The sequence below is a fragment of the Streptomyces viridiviolaceus genome (assembly GCF_014650995.1).
Classification (GTDB): Bacteria; Actinomycetota; Actinomycetes; order Streptomycetales; family Streptomycetaceae; genus Streptomyces; species Streptomyces viridiviolaceus.
In genome coordinates, this window is record NZ_BMWA01000028.1 from 97406 (window position 1) to 113583 (window position 16178).

18 protein-coding genes are annotated in these 16178 nt (G+C 73.2%); 4 read left to right on the forward strand and 14 right to left on the reverse strand.

Translation table 11 applies throughout. The annotated features are described in order from the left end of the window. Window positions 1-3: 3 nt before the first annotated feature. The 3 genes from IE260_RS32890 to IE260_RS32900 are packed head-to-tail and all read right to left on the reverse strand — an operon-like array spanning window position 4 to window position 2281. A complete protein-coding gene (locus tag IE260_RS32890) occupies window positions 4-939 on the reverse strand; it encodes an ABC transporter substrate-binding protein (RefSeq protein ID WP_189878569.1) in 936 nt (311 codons plus the stop codon). Continuing rightward, on the reverse strand, window positions 936-1607 hold the full coding sequence (locus IE260_RS32895; RefSeq protein ID WP_189878571.1) for an ABC transporter permease: 672 nt from the start codon (window positions 1605-1607) through the stop codon (window positions 936-938). The genes IE260_RS32890 and IE260_RS32895 overlap by 4 nt, the downstream gene beginning before the upstream one ends. Then, complete coding sequence (locus tag IE260_RS32900) at window positions 1604-2281, reverse strand: ABC transporter permease (protein ID WP_189878573.1); 678 nt, start codon at window positions 2279-2281, stop codon at window positions 1604-1606. The genes IE260_RS32895 and IE260_RS32900 overlap by 4 nt, the downstream gene beginning before the upstream one ends. A gap of 157 nt (window positions 2282-2438) precedes the next feature. Between IE260_RS32900 and IE260_RS32905 the strand changes: the two genes are divergently transcribed. Together IE260_RS32905 and IE260_RS32910 are read left to right on the forward strand one after the other, a co-directional pair. Further along, window positions 2439-3296: an AAA family ATPase gene (locus tag IE260_RS32905; RefSeq protein WP_189878575.1), complete on the forward strand. Its 858-nt coding sequence runs from the start codon at window positions 2439-2441 to the stop codon at window positions 3294-3296. Beyond that, window positions 3293-4651 carry a vWA domain-containing protein gene (locus IE260_RS32910; RefSeq protein ID WP_189878577.1) on the forward strand — a complete coding sequence of 453 codons (1359 nt, stop codon included), beginning with the start codon at window positions 3293-3295 and terminating at the stop codon, window positions 4649-4651. Before IE260_RS32905 ends, IE260_RS32910 begins: the two co-directional genes overlap by 4 nt. 10 nt (window positions 4652-4661) lie before the next feature. Here the strand turns inward: IE260_RS32910 and IE260_RS32915 are convergent, their stop codons facing one another. The 4 genes from IE260_RS32915 to IE260_RS32930 form a co-directional block, all read right to left on the reverse strand. Continuing rightward, window positions 4662-5021, reverse strand: coding sequence for a cupin domain-containing protein (locus IE260_RS32915; protein WP_189878580.1), 360 nt, complete (start codon window positions 5019-5021; stop codon window positions 4662-4664). Between the two features lie 154 nt (window positions 5022-5175). Further along, a complete protein-coding gene (locus tag IE260_RS32920; RefSeq protein WP_189878582.1) occupies window positions 5176-6153 on the reverse strand; it encodes a threo-3-hydroxy-L-aspartate ammonia-lyase in 978 nt (325 codons plus the stop codon). After that, on the reverse strand, window positions 6150-6851 hold the full coding sequence (locus IE260_RS32925) for a helix-turn-helix transcriptional regulator (RefSeq protein WP_189878584.1): 702 nt from the start codon (window positions 6849-6851) through the stop codon (window positions 6150-6152). Before IE260_RS32925 ends, IE260_RS32920 begins: the two co-directional genes overlap by 4 nt. Window positions 6852-7068: 217 nt before the next feature. Then, window positions 7069-7374, reverse strand: coding sequence for a hypothetical protein (locus tag IE260_RS32930; RefSeq protein WP_189878587.1), 306 nt, complete (start codon window positions 7372-7374; stop codon window positions 7069-7071). A 326-nt stretch (window positions 7375-7700) separates the two neighbouring features. Here IE260_RS32930 and IE260_RS32935 point away from each other — a divergent pair, with 326 nt between their 5' ends. Continuing rightward, the gene (locus IE260_RS32935) at window positions 7701-9365 is read left to right on the forward strand and encodes an alkaline phosphatase D family protein (RefSeq protein WP_189878589.1); all 1665 of its coding nucleotides are present in this window, start codon (window positions 7701-7703) and stop codon (window positions 9363-9365) included. A gap of 194 nt (window positions 9366-9559) precedes the next feature. Continuing rightward, window positions 9560-10936, forward strand: coding sequence for an alpha-lytic protease prodomain-containing protein (locus tag IE260_RS32940; RefSeq protein WP_189878591.1), 1377 nt, complete (start codon window positions 9560-9562; stop codon window positions 10934-10936). A gap of 64 nt (window positions 10937-11000) precedes the next feature. Here IE260_RS32940 and IE260_RS32945 read toward each other — a convergent pair whose 3' ends face one another. From IE260_RS32945 to IE260_RS32975, 7 genes are all read right to left on the reverse strand, one after another. After that, on the reverse strand, window positions 11001-12083 hold the full coding sequence (locus IE260_RS32945) for a serine hydrolase domain-containing protein (RefSeq protein ID WP_189878593.1): 1083 nt from the start codon (window positions 12081-12083) through the stop codon (window positions 11001-11003). Then, window positions 12080-13000, reverse strand: coding sequence for a DUF6895 family protein (locus IE260_RS32950; protein WP_189878595.1), 921 nt, complete (start codon window positions 12998-13000; stop codon window positions 12080-12082). The genes IE260_RS32945 and IE260_RS32950 overlap by 4 nt, the downstream gene beginning before the upstream one ends. Next, the gene (locus IE260_RS32955; RefSeq protein WP_229881514.1) at window positions 12997-14034 is read right to left on the reverse strand and encodes a DUF6895 family protein; all 1038 of its coding nucleotides are present in this window, start codon (window positions 14032-14034) and stop codon (window positions 12997-12999) included. The genes IE260_RS32950 and IE260_RS32955 overlap by 4 nt, the downstream gene beginning before the upstream one ends. After that, window positions 14031-14738 carry a hypothetical protein gene (locus IE260_RS32960; RefSeq protein ID WP_189878597.1) on the reverse strand — a complete coding sequence of 236 codons (708 nt, stop codon included), beginning with the start codon at window positions 14736-14738 and terminating at the stop codon, window positions 14031-14033. The genes IE260_RS32955 and IE260_RS32960 overlap by 4 nt, the downstream gene beginning before the upstream one ends. A gap of 21 nt (window positions 14739-14759) precedes the next feature. Next, window positions 14760-14945 carry a hypothetical protein gene (locus tag IE260_RS32965; RefSeq protein WP_189878599.1) on the reverse strand — a complete coding sequence of 62 codons (186 nt, stop codon included), beginning with the start codon at window positions 14943-14945 and terminating at the stop codon, window positions 14760-14762. 141 nt (window positions 14946-15086) lie between these two features. Continuing rightward, a complete protein-coding gene (locus tag IE260_RS43435; protein ID WP_308434717.1) occupies window positions 15087-15326 on the reverse strand; it encodes an Orn/Lys/Arg family decarboxylase in 240 nt (79 codons plus the stop codon). Beyond that, window positions 15313-16173: an aminotransferase class I/II-fold pyridoxal phosphate-dependent enzyme gene (locus tag IE260_RS32975; protein WP_189878601.1), complete on the reverse strand. Its 861-nt coding sequence runs from the start codon at window positions 16171-16173 to the stop codon at window positions 15313-15315. The genes IE260_RS43435 and IE260_RS32975 overlap by 14 nt, the downstream gene beginning before the upstream one ends. Window positions 16174-16178: the final 5 nt, after the last annotated feature.

Genomic DNA, 16178 nt, shown 5'->3' on the forward strand with positions numbered 1-16178 from the left:
GGCTCACCGCACCAGTCCCTTCTCCTCCAGATAGGAGCGGGCCACGTCCTTCGGCAGTCGGCGCCAGCTGTCCACCTGCTGGTTCATCAAGGCCAGGTCGGCCGTGGTCAGCACGGCGTTGAGCCGGTCGAGCGCCTTGGTGACGCCCTCGCCGCCGGCCCTGGCGCGGTTGACGACCGGGACGACGTGGTCGGCGTTCTGCAGGTGCTTGTCGTCGGCGAGCAGCACCAGGCCGAACTCGTCGAGGGTGGCGTCCGTGGTGGTGGTGAGCACCATCTGGTCGGTGCCGCTCTGCACGGCCCGTTTGGCCTGCGTGGTGCCGACACCCTTCGGGTCCACGCCCGTGATGTCGATGCCGTAGGTCTTGCGCAGTCCGGGGGCGCAGTACGGCCGCTGCACGCACTCGTCGCCGGCCGCGAGGCGTACCTTCAGTCCCGAGGCGCCGAGGTCGCTGAGGGTCCTCAGATCGTGCCGGCGGGCGTACGAGGCGCTCACGGCGAAGGCGTTCTGGTCGACGGCCCGGCCGGGTTCGAGTACGGCGAGCCCGCGGGGCGCGGCCAGACGGCGCAGGGCGTCCATGGTGGCGCCGAGGTCGGGGGAACCGGCGGGCGGCGCGTCGGCGCCGTGGGTCTTGGCGGCCAGCCAGTCGGCGAAGGTGGCCGCGTACTCGGGCACGACGTCGATCCGGCCGGATTCCAGGGCGGGTTCGTACAGTTCCCGGTTGGCGACGGTGATCACTGAGGTGTCGTGTCCGGCCCGGTCCAGCAACAGCGCGTACATCTGGGCGAGCAGGTCGCTCTCGGTGAAGCCGGCGGATCCCACGGTCAGCCGGTGGCTGTCGCCGGGCGGGACGGTGACCTGGCCGCGGTTCTCCAGGGAGGGGCCGGTGGCACAGCCGGTGACGAGCAGCAGGGTGGCCAGCGCCGAGCGGAGTCTCACGGCGCTCCCCGGGCCCACCGGGGCGCCAGGCGTTCGACGAGTCCGAAGAGGCCCTCCACGACCAGCGCCAAGCCGGCGACGAGTACCGCTCCGGCCACGACCTGCGGCGTGCTGGCCAGGTTGAAGCCCGCGGTGATGATGCGGCCCAGCCCTCCTCCGCCGGCCAGGGCGGCGATGGTCGCCGTGGCGACGAGCTGCACGGCGGCGATGCGGACCCCTGTCAGCACCATCGGGAGCGAAAGGGGCAGTTCCACGTGGAACAGCATCTGCCGCCCGGTCATCCCCATTCCGCGGGCCGCCTGGACGACCCCCCGGTCCACTTCGCGCATGCCGACGTAGGCGTTGGTCAGCAGGGGCGGCACGGCGAACAGGACCAGGGCGACGACGGTCGGGCCCTCGCCCCAGCGGCCCACGGGGGTCAGGAGCAGCAGCACCAGCACGGCGAACGTGGGCACGGCCCGGCCGACGTTGGAGATGTTGACGGCCAGGGCGCCGCCCTTGCCCAGGTGGCCGAGGACGAGGGCGACCGGCAGGGCGACCAGGCAGCTGACGACCAGGCAGACGACGGTGAGGACCAGGTGTTCCAGGAGCCGGTGGGCGATGCCGTCGGGCCCCGGCCAGTGGACGGGGTCGGTGAGCCACTCCCAGGCGTCGGTGAGTGTGTTCATCCGCGTGCCGCCCTGGTCCACGGCGTGATCAGCCGCTGCACGCCCAGGAGCAGCAGGTCGGCCGCGACGGCGATGACGACGCAGAGCACCGAGGCGGTCAGTACCTGTGCCTTGAAGTAGGTGTTCATGCCGGCGTAGATGAGGTTGCCGAGCCCGCCGAACCCGACGATCGCGCCCACGGTGAGCAGGGAGACGGCGGAGACGGTCGCGATGCGCAGTCCGGCCATGGCGGCGGGCAGCGCGAGCGGCAGTTCGACGGTGAGCAGCAAGCGGATCGGACCGTAGCCCAGGCCGCGGGCGGCCTGCCGGGTCTCCTCCGGCACCGCACGCAGTCCGGCGAGGATGTTCCGGACGAGCAGGGTCAGCGAGTACAGCACGAGTCCGGCGACGACGAGACTCGCCGACAGCCCGTACACCGGCAGCAGCAGCGAGAACATGGCCAGGGACGGAATCGTGTAGAGGACCGTCGTCACGGCGAGCACGGGCCCGGCCGCCCAGCGGCGGCGGGCCAGGAGGGCGAGCGGCAGCGCGACGACGAGCGCGATCAGCACCGAGGCGGCCGTCAGTTGGAGGTGCTGGACCACCGCGTCCTGGAGGATCTCGCGGCGGGTGCTCAGGTACTCGCCGCAGATCCACTCGTTGCGCGCGAGGCAGTCGTCCGGGGGCGCGGTCACCTCTCCATTGCATCGGGACGTGCCCGGGGCGGTCTCGTTGTGGTGGCCCGTACGGGCGTCACGGCCGGACGAGGCGCTCATCACCGTCTGGGTGACAGTGAGGGTGAACAAGCGCTTAGATAGAGGCCCAGGCACCGTCCCGAGCTGGAGGCACCCGGTGTTCACTTCCGTCGACGACGTCTCCGCCCGTCTGGCCGAGACCGGCTATCTGGCGTCGCCCGCGGTCGCCACGACCGTCTTCCTCGCCGACCGCCTGGGCAAGCCGCTGCTGGTGGAGGGGCCGGCCGGGGTCGGCAAGACGGAGCTCGCCAAGGCCGTCGCCCGGGTCGCGGACGCACGGCTGGTGCGACTCCAGTGCTACGAGGGGGTCGACGAGTCCCGCGCGCTGTACGAGTGGAACCACGCCAAGCAGCTCCTGCGGATCAGTGCGGGCCGCGACGAGAGCTGGGACGAGACCCGGACGGACATCTTCAGCGAGGAGTTCCTGCTCACCCGCCCGCTGCTGACCGCGATCCGCGGCGACGACCCCAAGGTGCTGCTGATCGACGAGACCGACAAGGCGGACGTCGAGGTGGAGGGCCTGCTCCTGGAAGTGCTCAGCGACTTCCAGGTCACCGTCCCCGAGCTGGGGACCATCACCGCGACCCGGCGCCCCTTCGTCGTGCTCACCTCCAATGCGACCCGTGAGCTGTCGGAGGCGCTGCGCCGACGCTGCCTGTTCCTGCACATCGGCTTCCCCGAGGAGGAGTTGGAACGGCGGATCGTCCGGCTGAAGGTGCCCGGCCTCGACGAGGCCCTCGCCGCGTCGCTGGTGCGGGTGGTGGGTGCGCTGCGGGCCATGGACCTGCGGAAGGTGCCGTCGGTCGCCGAGACCATCGACTGGGCCCGCACGCTGCTGGCGCTCGGTGCCGACCACCTGGACGAGACCGTCGTACGGGACAGCCTCGGCGTGGTCCTCAAGCACCAGGACGACGTGCTGAAGGCGGCGGCCAAGCTGGACCTGGACGCCCTGTGACCACGGGCGTCGCCGAGCGGCTGACCTCGCTGGTCGCGGCCCTGCGGGCGCACGGCATCCGGGTCGGCACCGGCGAGACGGTGGACGCGGCGCGGGCGGTCGAGGCGCTCGGGCTGGCGGACCGGGAGCGGCTGCGGGAGGGACTGGCGGCGACACTGCTGCACACCGCGGGCCAGCGGCAGGTGTTCGACCCGGTCTTCGACCTGTACTTCCCCCGCGGTGTCGGAGGCCCCGGCCCCGAGGCGGCGTCCGCCGGCCGTGAGGAACTGCGGGACCGGCTCGCCGCCGCGCTCGCCGACGACGACCGGGCGCTGATGGAGCGACTGGCGGTGGCGGCGGTCGAGGGCTTCGGCGGGTACGGCTCCTCCCCCGGCTCGGACGGCTGGTCGTCGCACCAGACGCTCGACCGGCTCCGCCCGCAGACGCTGCTCGCCCGGGTACGCGACGAGGTCCGGGCGAGGGGTGGTGGCGCGGGCTTCACCGACCGGCTGCTGGAGGACGAGATCAGGCGGCGCATCGAGGGCTTCCGCAGGATGGTGGCGGCGGAGGCGCGGCGCCGGGCCGCCGAGCGGCGCGGACGGGACGAGATCGCCCGGCGGGCGGTGGCCCCGGCCCCCGACCGCGTCGACTTCCTGCTCATCGGCAAAGACCGGCTGGCCGAGCTGCGCAGGACCGTGGCCCCGCTCGCCCGGAAGCTCGCCACGCGGCTCGCGGCACGCCGGCGCCGTGCCTCCCGCGGCAGCGTCGACCTGCGGCGGACGCTGCGCGGGTCGCTGTCCACGGGCGGGGTGCCGATGAAGCCCGTGCTGCGCCGGCGCCGTCCCGTCCGGCCCGAACTGGTGCTGCTGTGCGACGTGTCGGGCTCGGTGGCGGGGTTCTCGGACTTCACGATGCTGCTGGTGCAGGCGCTGCACGACCAGTTCAGCAAGGTGCGGGTGTTCGCCTTCGTCAACCGGATCGACGAGGTGACCGGGCTGCTCGTGCACGGCGCCGCCGACCCGGAGGGCCTCGGCGCCCGCATCGGTGCGGAGGCGACGCTCACGGGCTGGCACGGCAGCAGCGACTACGGCGTCGCCCTGGGCGAGTTCGCGCAGCGGTACGGCGACGCGGTCGGCCCGCGCACGACCGTGTTCGTGCTCGGGGACGCCCGTACGAACATGAGCGACCCGAACCTCGCGGCCCTGCGGCGGATCGCCGAACGGGCCCGCCGCGTGTACTGGCTGAACCCCGAGCAGCGCTCCCGCTGGGGCACGGGCGACTCCGCCGCGCCGGCGTACGCCGAACTGGTCGAGATGCACGAGTGCCGCAACGCCCGCCAGCTCGGCGCCCTGGTGACCCGGCTGCTGCCGGTGTGAGGCACCGGACCTAGTCGGCCTTCGCGTACTTCTGGGCCATGGGGCCCGCGAAGTCGTACATCACGCACTGCTCGTCACCCACGACCCAGGCGTCGTGCCCGGGCGGGCAGACGAAGACGTCGCCGGGGCCCACCTCGCTCTCGGCGCCGTCGTCCATGCGGATGCGCATACGGCCCTGGGCGACGTAGCCGTTGTGGTGGATCTGGCAGCTGTCGGTGCCCGCGACGGGGGCCACGGACTCCGACCAGCGCCAGCCCGGTTCGAAGGTGGCCACCGCGAAATCGAGCCCTTCGAGGTGTACGGCTTCGAGGTGACCGCGGGGGAAATCGCGCCGCTCGTCCGGCTTGTCGAGCGTCTTGACCTCAAGCATGACGCTTCTCCTTCCCGGCCGCGTCGGCATGCGGCCGGGGCCGGTCTCCGTCTGCCACGAGGTGTCCCCCACGCACGGCCAGGGCCGGGGCCGGCCCACGACTCCATCGTCCGCCCCTCGCACGGGCGGTGCCATCCGGACGACGCCCCCTGCGTCAGCGCGCGGGGCCGCAGAGCCGGGCGAAGCGGTCGGCGTCCACGTTGCCACCGGAGACGATCACTCCGACCCGGCGGGGCAGGCGGCCGGCGCGGCCGGTGAGCAGGGCGGCCAGCGGGGTCGCGCCGCTCGGCTCGACGACGATCTTCAGCCGCTCGAACGCGAAGCGCATCGCGTCCCGGATCTGGTCGTCCGAGACGAGCACGATCCCGTCGAGCAGCCGCCGGTTGAGGGAGAAGGTCAGCTCACCCGGGGTGTGCAGGGCCTGGCCGTCGGCGATGGTGTGCGGGACCGGGACGGTGACGCGCCGCCCGGCCTCCAGGGACCGCTTGGTGTCGTCGCCGGCCTCCGGTTCGACGCCGATGACCCGGATCCCGGGGTGCAGGGCCTTGGCCGCGGTGGCGCTGCCGGCGATCAGTCCGCCGCCGCCGACCGGTGCGACCAGCGCGTCCAGCTCTCCCGTATCTTCGAGGAGTTCGAGGGCGGCGGTGCCCTGTCCGGCGATGACGTGCGGATGCTCGTAGGGCGGGATCAGGCTCAGGCCCCGTTCGGCGGCCAGGGCCTCGGCGACGGCGACGCGGTCGCCGCCGTAGCGGTCGTACGTGACGATCTCGGCACCGTAGGCGGCCGTGGCCTGCCGTTTGGACGGCGGGGCGTCCTCGGGCATGACGATCACCGCGGTGGTGCCGAGTTCCCGGGCCGCGAGGGCTACGGCCTGGGCGTGGTTGCCGGAGGAGTAGGCGGCGATGCCCCGGGCGCGCTGCTCGGGCGTGAGGCGTGAGGCCGCGTTGTAGGCGCCGCGGAACTTGAAGGCGCCCACGCGCTGGAAGTTCTCGCACTTGAGGAAGACCTCGGCGCCGACGAGCGCGTCCAGGGTGCGCGAGCGCAGCACCGGGGTGCGGTGGGCGACGCCGGCGAGGCGGGCCGCGGCATCGCGGACGTCGTCGAGGGTGACCGGCGGGGTGGTGGTCGTCACGCGTGTCCTCCAGCGGAGTCGGAAGTCGTGTCGGTCGTGGCCCGGGCCCTGGAGAGGTAGTTGTAGGCGGACGCCCGGGAGATCCCGAGCCGGGCGGCGACCTGCTCGACCGAGCGGCGCACGGCGAACACGCCCCGCGCGTCCAGGTCGCGGAACAGCTCCAGACGCCGGGCGCGGTCCAGCTCCGCCCAGCTCCTGTCCCGGCGCAGCGGGTGCGAGTCGACGATCGCGTCGACCACGGTGTCGATGTCGTCGCCGAAGGCGGTCGTCGGCGGATCGGCGGGGACGGCGGCTCCCGGGGTTCCCGCGAGGGCGCCGAGCAGCGCGGTGGCCCTGTCGACCGCGGTGACGTCCAGGTTGACGCAGAGGGCGCCGAACACGGCGCCGGTGGAGTCGCGCAGCACGATCGTGGAGGACTTCACCAGCGTGCCCGCGGCCGTCCGCGTGACGTAGTTCAGCTCGTCCTCCGCCTGGTCTCCGCGGGCGAGCACGCGCATGCCGATCTCGCTCATCGCCCCGCCCACGGTCCGTCCGGTCACCGAGCCGGCCACGGCGATCACCGAGCTCTCCGGCCGCCGGTAGTCGTGCAGGACCACTTCGCAGACCGGCCCGAACGTCGCCGCGATCCCGTGGACCACCGGGGTGAACGCGGCGAGGACGGCGTCCCGTTCGGCGTCCAGGGCCGATTCGCCGGCCATCGGCTTCTCCCCTCGCCCTCGCTGAGCTTCTTAGATTACATGTCCAACTCCTGGACTGTCAGTCCAATCACCGCCCCGAACGGGACGACGCGCTCGCGTTGGCCACGGGACGACCGGGTACAGGAACGGGAGGACGCATGACGGGGCCTGATTCGCCCTCCGTACTGCGCGTGTACTGCGCGCCACGGAACCGGCTTCCCGGCACCGGGCGTGCGGCCTAGGGCCGGGGGTTGGTGCGCCGCCAGGACGGGCGGGCGCCGGTACCGCGCCGGCCCGCCGCGGCGGCGCAGCGGGGGCAGACCCTGCGGACCGCGTCGGCGGCGCCCCCGGACTCGGGCAGGACGTCGGCCCAGGTGACGCCCGGGAAACGGGTCAGCTGCGACCGGTGCAGGGACAGGCCGCAGACGGTCTGGTTGGTGCCCTGTTCCCAGGCGTGCACCTCACCGGCCGGCAGCCGGCGGTTGTCCTCCTCGTCCCACCAGCCGCCGGAGGCGGCCACGTCGTAACGCCGTGTCCTGGCCATGGGCTCCGCGCCGCCCTTCTCTCCCGCCCAGCTGGTCCCGCGTCCCCCGGGTGCCCGTGCGGAGGGCTCGCACACGCCCGTACCGCCTCCAGTGTGATCACTCCGCAAGCCCCTCCATTTTCGGGCGTTTCGTCTGCTTAGCATGCATGGTCCGCGTTTCGCGGGTCGGCGTCACCGCGCGACGGGACCCGGGCGTGGACGGTGCATGCCTGCTCGCGACCAGCGAACACCCCGTGCCGGCCTGCGCGGGGCGACCGCCCGGGGGCTCACCCCCTCCCCGTGCCGTTCGCCCCTGGTTCCGCCCGCCCCGTACGAGAGGACACCAGATGGCGCCCACGGGCCGTCACAGCGCACTGGCCGAGCACGCCTTCTCCCCGCACGACGCCGTGCTGCGCGCCGCCGGCCGGCACCTCGGCCGCCGGCGCTTCCTCACCGTCACCGCGGCCGCCGCCGCGCTCGCCTTCACCACCAACGTGCCGGCCCGCGGGGCCGCCGCCGCGCGCGAACTCGACACCGCCCGGATCAGCAGCGACCCGTTCACGCTCGGCGTCGCCTCCGGGGACCCGCTGCCGGACTCGGTGGTGCTGTGGACGCGGCTGGCACCGGTGCCGTTCGCGGTGGACGGCGGGCTGGGCGAGCAGCGGGTGTCGGTCCAGTGGGAGGTGGCGCTGGACGAGTACTTCGCCGTCGTCGTGCAGCGGGGCACCGCGCTCGCCCACGCCGAGTACAGCCACAGCGTGCACGTCGACGTCAAGGGGCTGACGCCGGGCACGGTGTACCACTACCGCTTCCGGACCGGGAGTTGGTTCAGCCCGGCGGGCCGCACCCGCACCTCCCCGGCGGCGGGCGCCGACGCCTCGTCCCTCAGGCTGGCCGCCGTCGCCTGCCAGGCGTACCAGGACGGGTACTACACGGTCCACCGCCACCTCGCCGAGGACGACGTCGACGTGGTCTTCCACCTCGGCGACTACCTGTACGAGTACGCCGTGAACCCGTCCGGCGGCGAGCGCCGGTACACCGACATCACGCTGCCCGACGTGTTCAACCGCGAGACCATGACCCTCGCCGACTACCGGATGCGCTACGCGCTCTACAAGAGCGACGAGGACCTCCAGGCCGCGCACGCCGCCCATCCGTTCGTCGTCACCTGGGACGACCACGAGACCGAGAACAACTACGCGGCGGACATCCCCGAGAACGCCGTCCCGCCCGAGGAGTTCCTGGTGCGGCGGGCCGCCGCCTACCGGGCCTACTGGGAGAACCAGCCGCTGCGCGCCGCCCAACTGCCGCAGGGCCCGGACGCGCAGCTGTACCGCCGTCTCCACTGGGGCACACTCGCCCAGTTCGACATCCTCGACACCCGCCAGTACCGGTCGGACCAGGCCTACGACGACCGGCCGCACGCCCCGGGACCCGAGTCCCAGGACCCGGCGCGCACGCTGACCGGCACCGCGCAGGAGCGGTGGCTCGTCGACGGCTGGCAGAGCTCGACCGCGCTGTGGAACGTGATGCCCCAACAGATCTGCTTCTCCCAGCGCAAGTTCGGCCAGGACGCCGAGGCAGCGGTCTCCATGGACGCCTGGGACGGCTACCCGGCCTCGCGCGACCGGGTCGTCGCCGGCGCGAAGGCGGCCGGGATCGACAACTGGCTGGTCCTCACCGGGGACGTGCACGTGGGGTACGCCTTCGACATCAAGGACGACTTCGACGACCCGCAGTCCGCCACCCTCGGCACGGAGGTCACCTGCAGCTCCGTCGCCAGCGGGCGGGACGGGGTGGAGAAGCCCGACAACTGGGACACCTACATGCGGGCCAACCCGCACATGAAGTTCTACAACGGCAAACGCGGTTACGTCCGTGTCGAGTTCGGCCGTCGGGCGGCCCGCCTCGACTTCCGAACCGTCTCCGCCGTCACCACCCCCGGCGCCCCCGTCACCACGGCCGCGTCCTTCGTCACCGAGGCGGGCGCCCCCGGGCTGAAGCCCGCCTGAGCCCGGAGCCGGCGATGACGCCGGCCTACTGCACTTGGCACCCCTTGTGCGCCCCCATAGCGCGAAAGACGCATGCATCCGACATCGGTCCCGGCGGTTCCGGCAAGGACTAGGACTCCGCCGCAGTCACCACGGTCACCTCGCGGCTCACCGTCCCCCCACCGCTTCGCACCGCTTCCAAGGAGGCACATCGCATGGTCGGCAGACACGTCGTGGGCAGCCGCCGCGCCGCCCTGACCGCGCTCGGCGCCCTGGTCCTGACCGCGCTCCCCCCGGCCGCGTCGGCCGCGCCGCCGCCCACGACGGGCTCGTTGGCCACCCCGGCACAGACGCTCGGCGTCGACAACGCGCCGGCGTCGCTGCTGCGCGCGATGGAGCGGGACCTGAAACTGACGCCGGAACAGGCGGACGCCCGGCTGGTCAACGAGGCGGAGGCGGGCACCCGCGCGGGCCGTCTGCGCAACACGCTGGGCGAGCGCTTCGCCGGGGCATGGGTGAGCGGCGCGACCTCCGCCGAGCTGACCGTCGCCACCACCGCCGCCGCGGACGTGGCCGCCATCGAGGCCCAGGACGCCAAGGCCGTCGTCGTCAGGAGGAGTCTGGACGACCTCGACGGCCTCAAGGACCGGCTGGACGCCGCAGCCACCCGCGTGAAGACCACCGACACGCCGGTCTGGTACGTGGACGTGCCGGCGAACCGGGTCGTCGTCCAGGCCACCAGCGACGCGGCCGCCGCGGCCTTCGTCGAGGCCGCCGGGGTCGCCGGGCAGGACGTGGGCGTCCGGGTGTCGGCGAACCGTCCGCGGCTGCTGGAGGACCTGGTCGGCGGCGACGCCTACTACATCGACGGCCGGGCCCGCTGCTCCGTCGGATTCTCGGTCACCAAGGGCACCCGGCAGGGCTTCGCCACGGCCGGGCACTGCGGACGGGCCGGCGCCTCGACGACCGGGTACAACCAGGCGGCACAGGGCACCGTCCAGGCGTCCACGTTCCCCGGCAAGGACATGGCCTGGGTGGGGGTCAACGCCGACTGGACCGCCACCCCCGACATCAGGGCGCAGAACGACCAGAGGGTGCAGATGGCCGGCTCGGTGCAGGCGCTCGTCGGGGCGTCGGTGTGCCGCTCGGGCTCCACCACCGGATGGCACTGCGGCACGATCCGGCAGCACGACACGAGTGTCAGCTACGCGGAGGGCACGGTCGACGGGCTGACCGAGACGACGGTGTGCGCCGAACCGGGCGACTCCGGCGGGCCGTTCGCCGCGGGCGCCCAGGCACAGGGCACCACCTCCGGCGGCTCGGGTGACTGCACGCGTGGCGGGACCACCTTCTACCAGCCGATCAATCCGGTGCTGAGCGACTTCGGCCTCACCCTGAGGACCAGCACCGCACAGGTCCAGACGCCCGCCCCGCAGGACAACGCGGCGGCGGACGCGTGGACCGCGGGCCGCGTCTACGAGGTCGGAGCCGTCGTGACCCAGGACGGCGTGCGGTACCAGTGCCTGCAGAACCACCAGGCACAGGGTGCCTGGTCACCCGCCGGCACGCCCGCCCTGTGGCAGCGTGTGTGACGGACGGTGAACCGGTCCGCGGCGCGGGGCTGCTGCCCCGCGCCGCGCGGCGTCCGGCCGCCCCCTATCCCTCGGCGAGGAACGCGTAGGCGGCGGCCACGAAGGGGTCGCGGGCACGGAACCGGCGGGTGCACAGCGCGGCCAGGGCCGTGCCGGTGTCGGGCCTGAAGCCCAGGAACGCCTGCTGTCCGAGGGTGGCCCCGCCGTGGAAGTACATGGGCCCGCCGTCGGTGGGGTGCCGGAACCAGCCCACGGTGTGCACGTGCCGGTGACCCAGTCCCCGGCGCAGCACGGGCACCCGCACCGCCCGCAGCGCACCGGCCGCCGGTGAGCCGGACGGGTAGAGGTGGGCTTCGAGGAAGGTGAGCAGGTCGTGCGGGGTGGCCCGGACCGCCCCGGCCGCCTGGAAGCCGCCGGCGTCGAAGGCCGGGACGGGGGTGCGGCCGTCCCTGCGGTGCCCGACGGCGTCGGTCTTGACGTCCTCCGCCCGCAAGGCCGTGCCGCTCAGACCGAACGGGCGCAGGACGTGCTCGGTGAGCAGGTCCTCCCAGGCCGTGCCGGTGGCCGCCGCGACGGCGTGTCCCAGCACGGAGACACCGAAGTTGGAGTAGTGCCAGCGCGTGCCCGGCCGGTGCCGGGGGCGGTGGCGCAGGAACGCGTCGGTCACCCGTGCCGCCGGGTAGCGGGCGTAGGGGTTGGTGCGCCAGGCCGGCAGTGCGCGGACGAGGAAGTCGGGCGGCAGGGCGGGCAGTCCGGACGTGTGCGTGATCAGGTGGGCGAGTGTCACCGGACGGGGGCCGGGCGGCCGGCCGGGTTCGAGGCAGACTGCGGCCGGTTCTCCCCCGGTCAGCTCGCCGCGCCGGACGAGCCGGGCCAGCAGCAGCGCGGTGAACGCCTTGGTGGCGGACCCGATCTCGTAGCGCAGGTCCTCGCGGGGCACGTCGGGGGGCGTGCCGGTGCCGCCGCAGTGCAGGGTGCGCCGGCCGTGCCGGGAGACGGCGAAGACGACGTCGGGTGCGTCGGCGGCGGCGACGGCGGCGGCGAGCCGCTCGCTCAGTGGCCCCTCGTCGGGCAGGTCGGACTCCGGCGGGGTGTCCTCGCCGTCGGCGGGGTCGCCCGGCCAGGGCAGCGGGGCACGGGCCGTCATGACGGGGTCCGGGCCAGCTCGGTGAGGGCGCGGGAGGTGGCCAGCACGGAGGCGAAGGCGGCGACCAGCGTCGGGTGGTAGACCATGTCGAACACCGTGTCGGGGTCGCCCTCGGGCATCGTCCGTACGGCGGGCATGGCGCCGTCGGGCTGCTGTGCGGCGGCGAAGCCCTCCCAGGCCCGCTCGTCCAGGGTGGGGCGGGGCAGGCAGGCGTCGACGACGAGGAGTTCGCCGAGCAGGTCCCAGCGTTCCAGGTCGAGCCAGTCGTCGATCCAGACCGGCAGCCAGGTGGCGAGGTAGTCCGCGATGCGGGGCGGCAGGCCGTCGGGGCTCTCGCCCCAGTCGGTGAGGTGGAACACGGTGTGCGTGATGTCGTAGGCGGTGTGTCCCTCGACCGTCCACGGCTCGGGGGTGCGGGCCAGCCAGGTGGTGCCGACCAGGTCGGCCTCGGGCGGCCGGGCGGTCAGGCCGAAGCGGCGCTGGAACGCGGACAGTCCCAGTCGCCGGGTCGGATTCACGGGGAACCGCACCCAGCTGTCCAGCCGGTGGTTCAAGGCGGTGGCCTGCTCCAGCTCGGGCTGGCTGTGGCCCAGCTCCTTGAACGGCAGGTACACCTCGAACGGGATGGGCGAGAACGGTTCGATCCGCTGCCCGCGCACCAGCATCCGGCCGCCGTCCAGGGTCTCGCGCCAGGCGTGGTCGAGCAGTTGGCGGGCCAGCTGTGCCTGGCGTGACCCGGCGACGCCCTCGCGGAACAGCACCCCGCAGATGAGGGCGAGTTCGCCGACCGGCTTGAAGCGTTCCAGGAAGCCCACTTCGGGGTCCACGTCCGGCTCCAGCCGGAATCCGTCACGGTGGGCCCACAGCCACTCCATGGCGCTGACGCCGACGTGGTGGATCAGGCGGGTGTCCGTCATGCCGGCACTCCTTGTCCGCTCTGCCGCTCGTGCGTGTGGCCGGCCGTCGGCGCCGGGCCGCGAGCCGCCTTCCGCCGCCCGCCGTCCTCGTCCGTGTCCGCGGGCCGTGCCGTGGTCAGGGCCGCCGCGTACGCCGCCATCAGGGTGGAGTGGTAGCAGTCGGTGAAGTCGTAGGGGTCCGGGGCGGTTTCGAGGCCCGCTTCGTGCGCCGCGTCCTGCATGACGCCCTCTTCCGGGATCGCTCCCGACGTGTGCTGCGCCGCCGCGACGCGGTGCCAGGCGTCCTGGAGGACGGCCGGTTCGGTCAGGCGGGGCAGGCTCACCGCCACTGCCAGCAGCTCGCAGCTCAGGTCCCACATCCGGGCGTCCAGGCAGGTGTCGAGCCAGGGCGGCAGCCAGTGCAGCAGATAGGTCGCCAGGTCCGGGGGCACCCCCTGGACGGCGCGTCCCCAGTCGGTGAGGTGGAAGACGACGTGCGTGAGCGCGTAGCCTGCCGCGCGCTCGAATGTCCACGGCTCCGGAAGTCCGCCGAGCCAGGTGCGGCTCAGTGCCTGTGGCACCTGTCCGTGCGGGGTGATGCCGCCGCGCCGCTCGGCCTCCATGACGCCGAGCCGCCGGGTGGGGTACTGCTCGGTCAGCCGCCAGCTCCGGGTCCGGGCCACCAGGGCGGCGGACGCCTCGTAGCCGGGGTGCCGGAACCCGGCCGAGGCGAAGGCGGCGTACACCTCGAGCGGGTAGGTGGCGAACGGCTCCAGCGCCTGCATGCGCAGGAACAGCTCACCCCTGCCCGTCTGCTCCCAGGCGAAGTCGAGCAGGTCGGACACGCACGGGTGGAGCGGGTCCGACGGGGGGATCTGCAGGGACACGGTCGCGCAGACCTGGGCCAGTTCGCCCAGCGGTTTCCAGGTGCGGTTCACCTGGCCGTCGGCCGCCAGCGCGTCGTCCCCCAGTGCGAAGCGGTCGCGGTGGGCGGACACCCAGTCGAGTGCGGCCTCACCGACGCGCCGCGCCTCGGACGGGGGCGTCGCGTTCACAGGAGCACTCCGGCCGGCATCAGCCGCGCCGCCTCCAGCTGGAGGGCCACCCGCGGGTCGCTGCCGCCCATCAGGCGCACGAAGTCGAGCCCCGTGTCGAGGCCGAGGGTGTCCGGCACGCCGTCCAGGAGGGTGAGCCAGCGGCCGGCCCCGGCCGCCTGCTGCCAGTCCCGGCGGCGCACCGCCCGGACGAAGCCCCGGGCGACGTCCACCGGACGGCGTCGGGCCACGCGGGTCACCGCGCACTCCTCGCCGGGCAGCGCGAGCGGGGCGAGCACGGCGAGCTGGTGGGTCAGCGACTGCCACCCGGCGTCCTCCAGCCAGGCGGCGTCGGGTTCCGTGTCGCCGTCACCGGCGAGCGGTCCGGGAAGCGGTTCGTCGAGCCGCCGCAGGGCCCGGGCCATGGCCCAGTGGCTCCATACGACGGCGGGGGCCGCGTCGGCGCGTGGCGGATGGGCCGTCACGGCGTCCTTGAACACGGCGAGTCGCCCGGGATCGGGCGGAACGCGCAGGAGCGCCGTGGGCAGCAGCGTGTCGGCGCCCAGGACGCGTACCGCGGCACGTGCGATGTTTCCGCCCGCGCCGTCCCTCGCCAGGGTGCCTCCCGCTCGCGCGTGGTCTCCGCTCCGAAGAGCGGAGACCACGTCGGAAGCGAGGTCCAGCACCGTGCCCTGAAGGAGGGCTGACGTGCTCGACTGCTCCATTTGAGTACTCCCGTCGATCCGTCAGCCCTTCTTCGGACGCGGGGTGGGCGGAGAAAGCAGCAGGTGGCCGCCGCCGGACTGCAGGGCGAGTCCGGTGCATTCGCGGCTGTCTCGGAAGACACCGTCGGGCTCGGCGGGGTCGAGTGCCGCCTCGATCTCGATGTCCGTGCGGGTGACTTCCTCGAGCGCGTCCTCTATGGAAGGCATTTCATCTCCCTCTGGTAGTCGAAGCCTTCGCACCACAGGTGTCCCATTAGTGCGTAAGTATGTCTTCTTTCTCAAGAATCCCAGAAGATGACTTTTTCAACATATCGGACATCGATCGGACGGTGTACCGGCTGGTGAACGTCAGTCGCGGGCCACCACGCGCAGCGTCCGGACGGAGGGATCGGCGGCGTCCGGGATCAGGACACCGTGCTCGACTCCGCTGCGCAGATAGTCGAGGACCTCCTCGGTGATCACCTCGCCGGGCGCCACCACGGGCACGCCCGGCGGACAGGGGCTGATCATCTCCGCCGAGATGCGCCCCGCGGCCCGTTCGGCGGGTACGCGCTCCACCGCGGCGAAGAACGCCTCACGCGGCAGCATGGCCTGTTCCAGCTCCAGGGCCGAGGGTTCGGACAGTCGTACCGGTGGCCGCCGTTCGAGGGAGTCGGCCTTTTCGACGAGCGCGCAGGGCGTCCAGCAGGATCTGCTCCGTCCGGTCGTCGTCGGCGTGGGTGATGGAGGCACTGACCCGGCAGGTGTCGAAGCCGCCCATGTCCACGTTCCGGTGGACCCGCAGCCATTCGGTCGCCTGCATGCCGCTGATACCGAGCCCCCGCACGTCGATGACGATCTTCAGCGGGTCGAAGGCGGCGGCGAGCCCGGCGTCGACCATCTCCTGGTCCATGGGCACGAGCCCCGGCAGGCCGGCCACCGCGGCCCGGATACGTTCCGCGCGGTGGAGCGCGGTGTCCAGCAGTTCACGGCCGTGCTCGACCATCTGCCGGCGCCAGCCGTCGAGCGTGGCGTGCACCAGCGTCGAGGCGCTCGTCGTTCCCAGCAGGTCCTCCCGTTGCCTGAGCACCTCGGGGGACACCCGGTCGTACTGGAGATGGAAGACGGAGCTCTGCTCGATGGCGCCGCCCATCTTGTGCACGCTGGTCACGACCAGGTCGGCCTCCGCGTCCATCCCCCAGGCGGGCAGGCCGGGGTGGCAGGGCAGATGGGCGCCCCACGCCTCGTCCACGATCAGGGGGACGTCGAACTCGTGGCACACCCGCGCCACCCCGCCGACGTCCGCGCCGGTGCCCCAGTCGGTCGACGTGATCAGCAGCATGCCCTTGGCGTCCGGGTGCTCCCGCAGCCGACGGCGTACGTCGTCCGGCTCCGGCGGGTGGGCGAGGTGCCGTTCCGCGTCAGCTCCGCCCCGATCTGGAGGACGCCTGGGCACGGCAC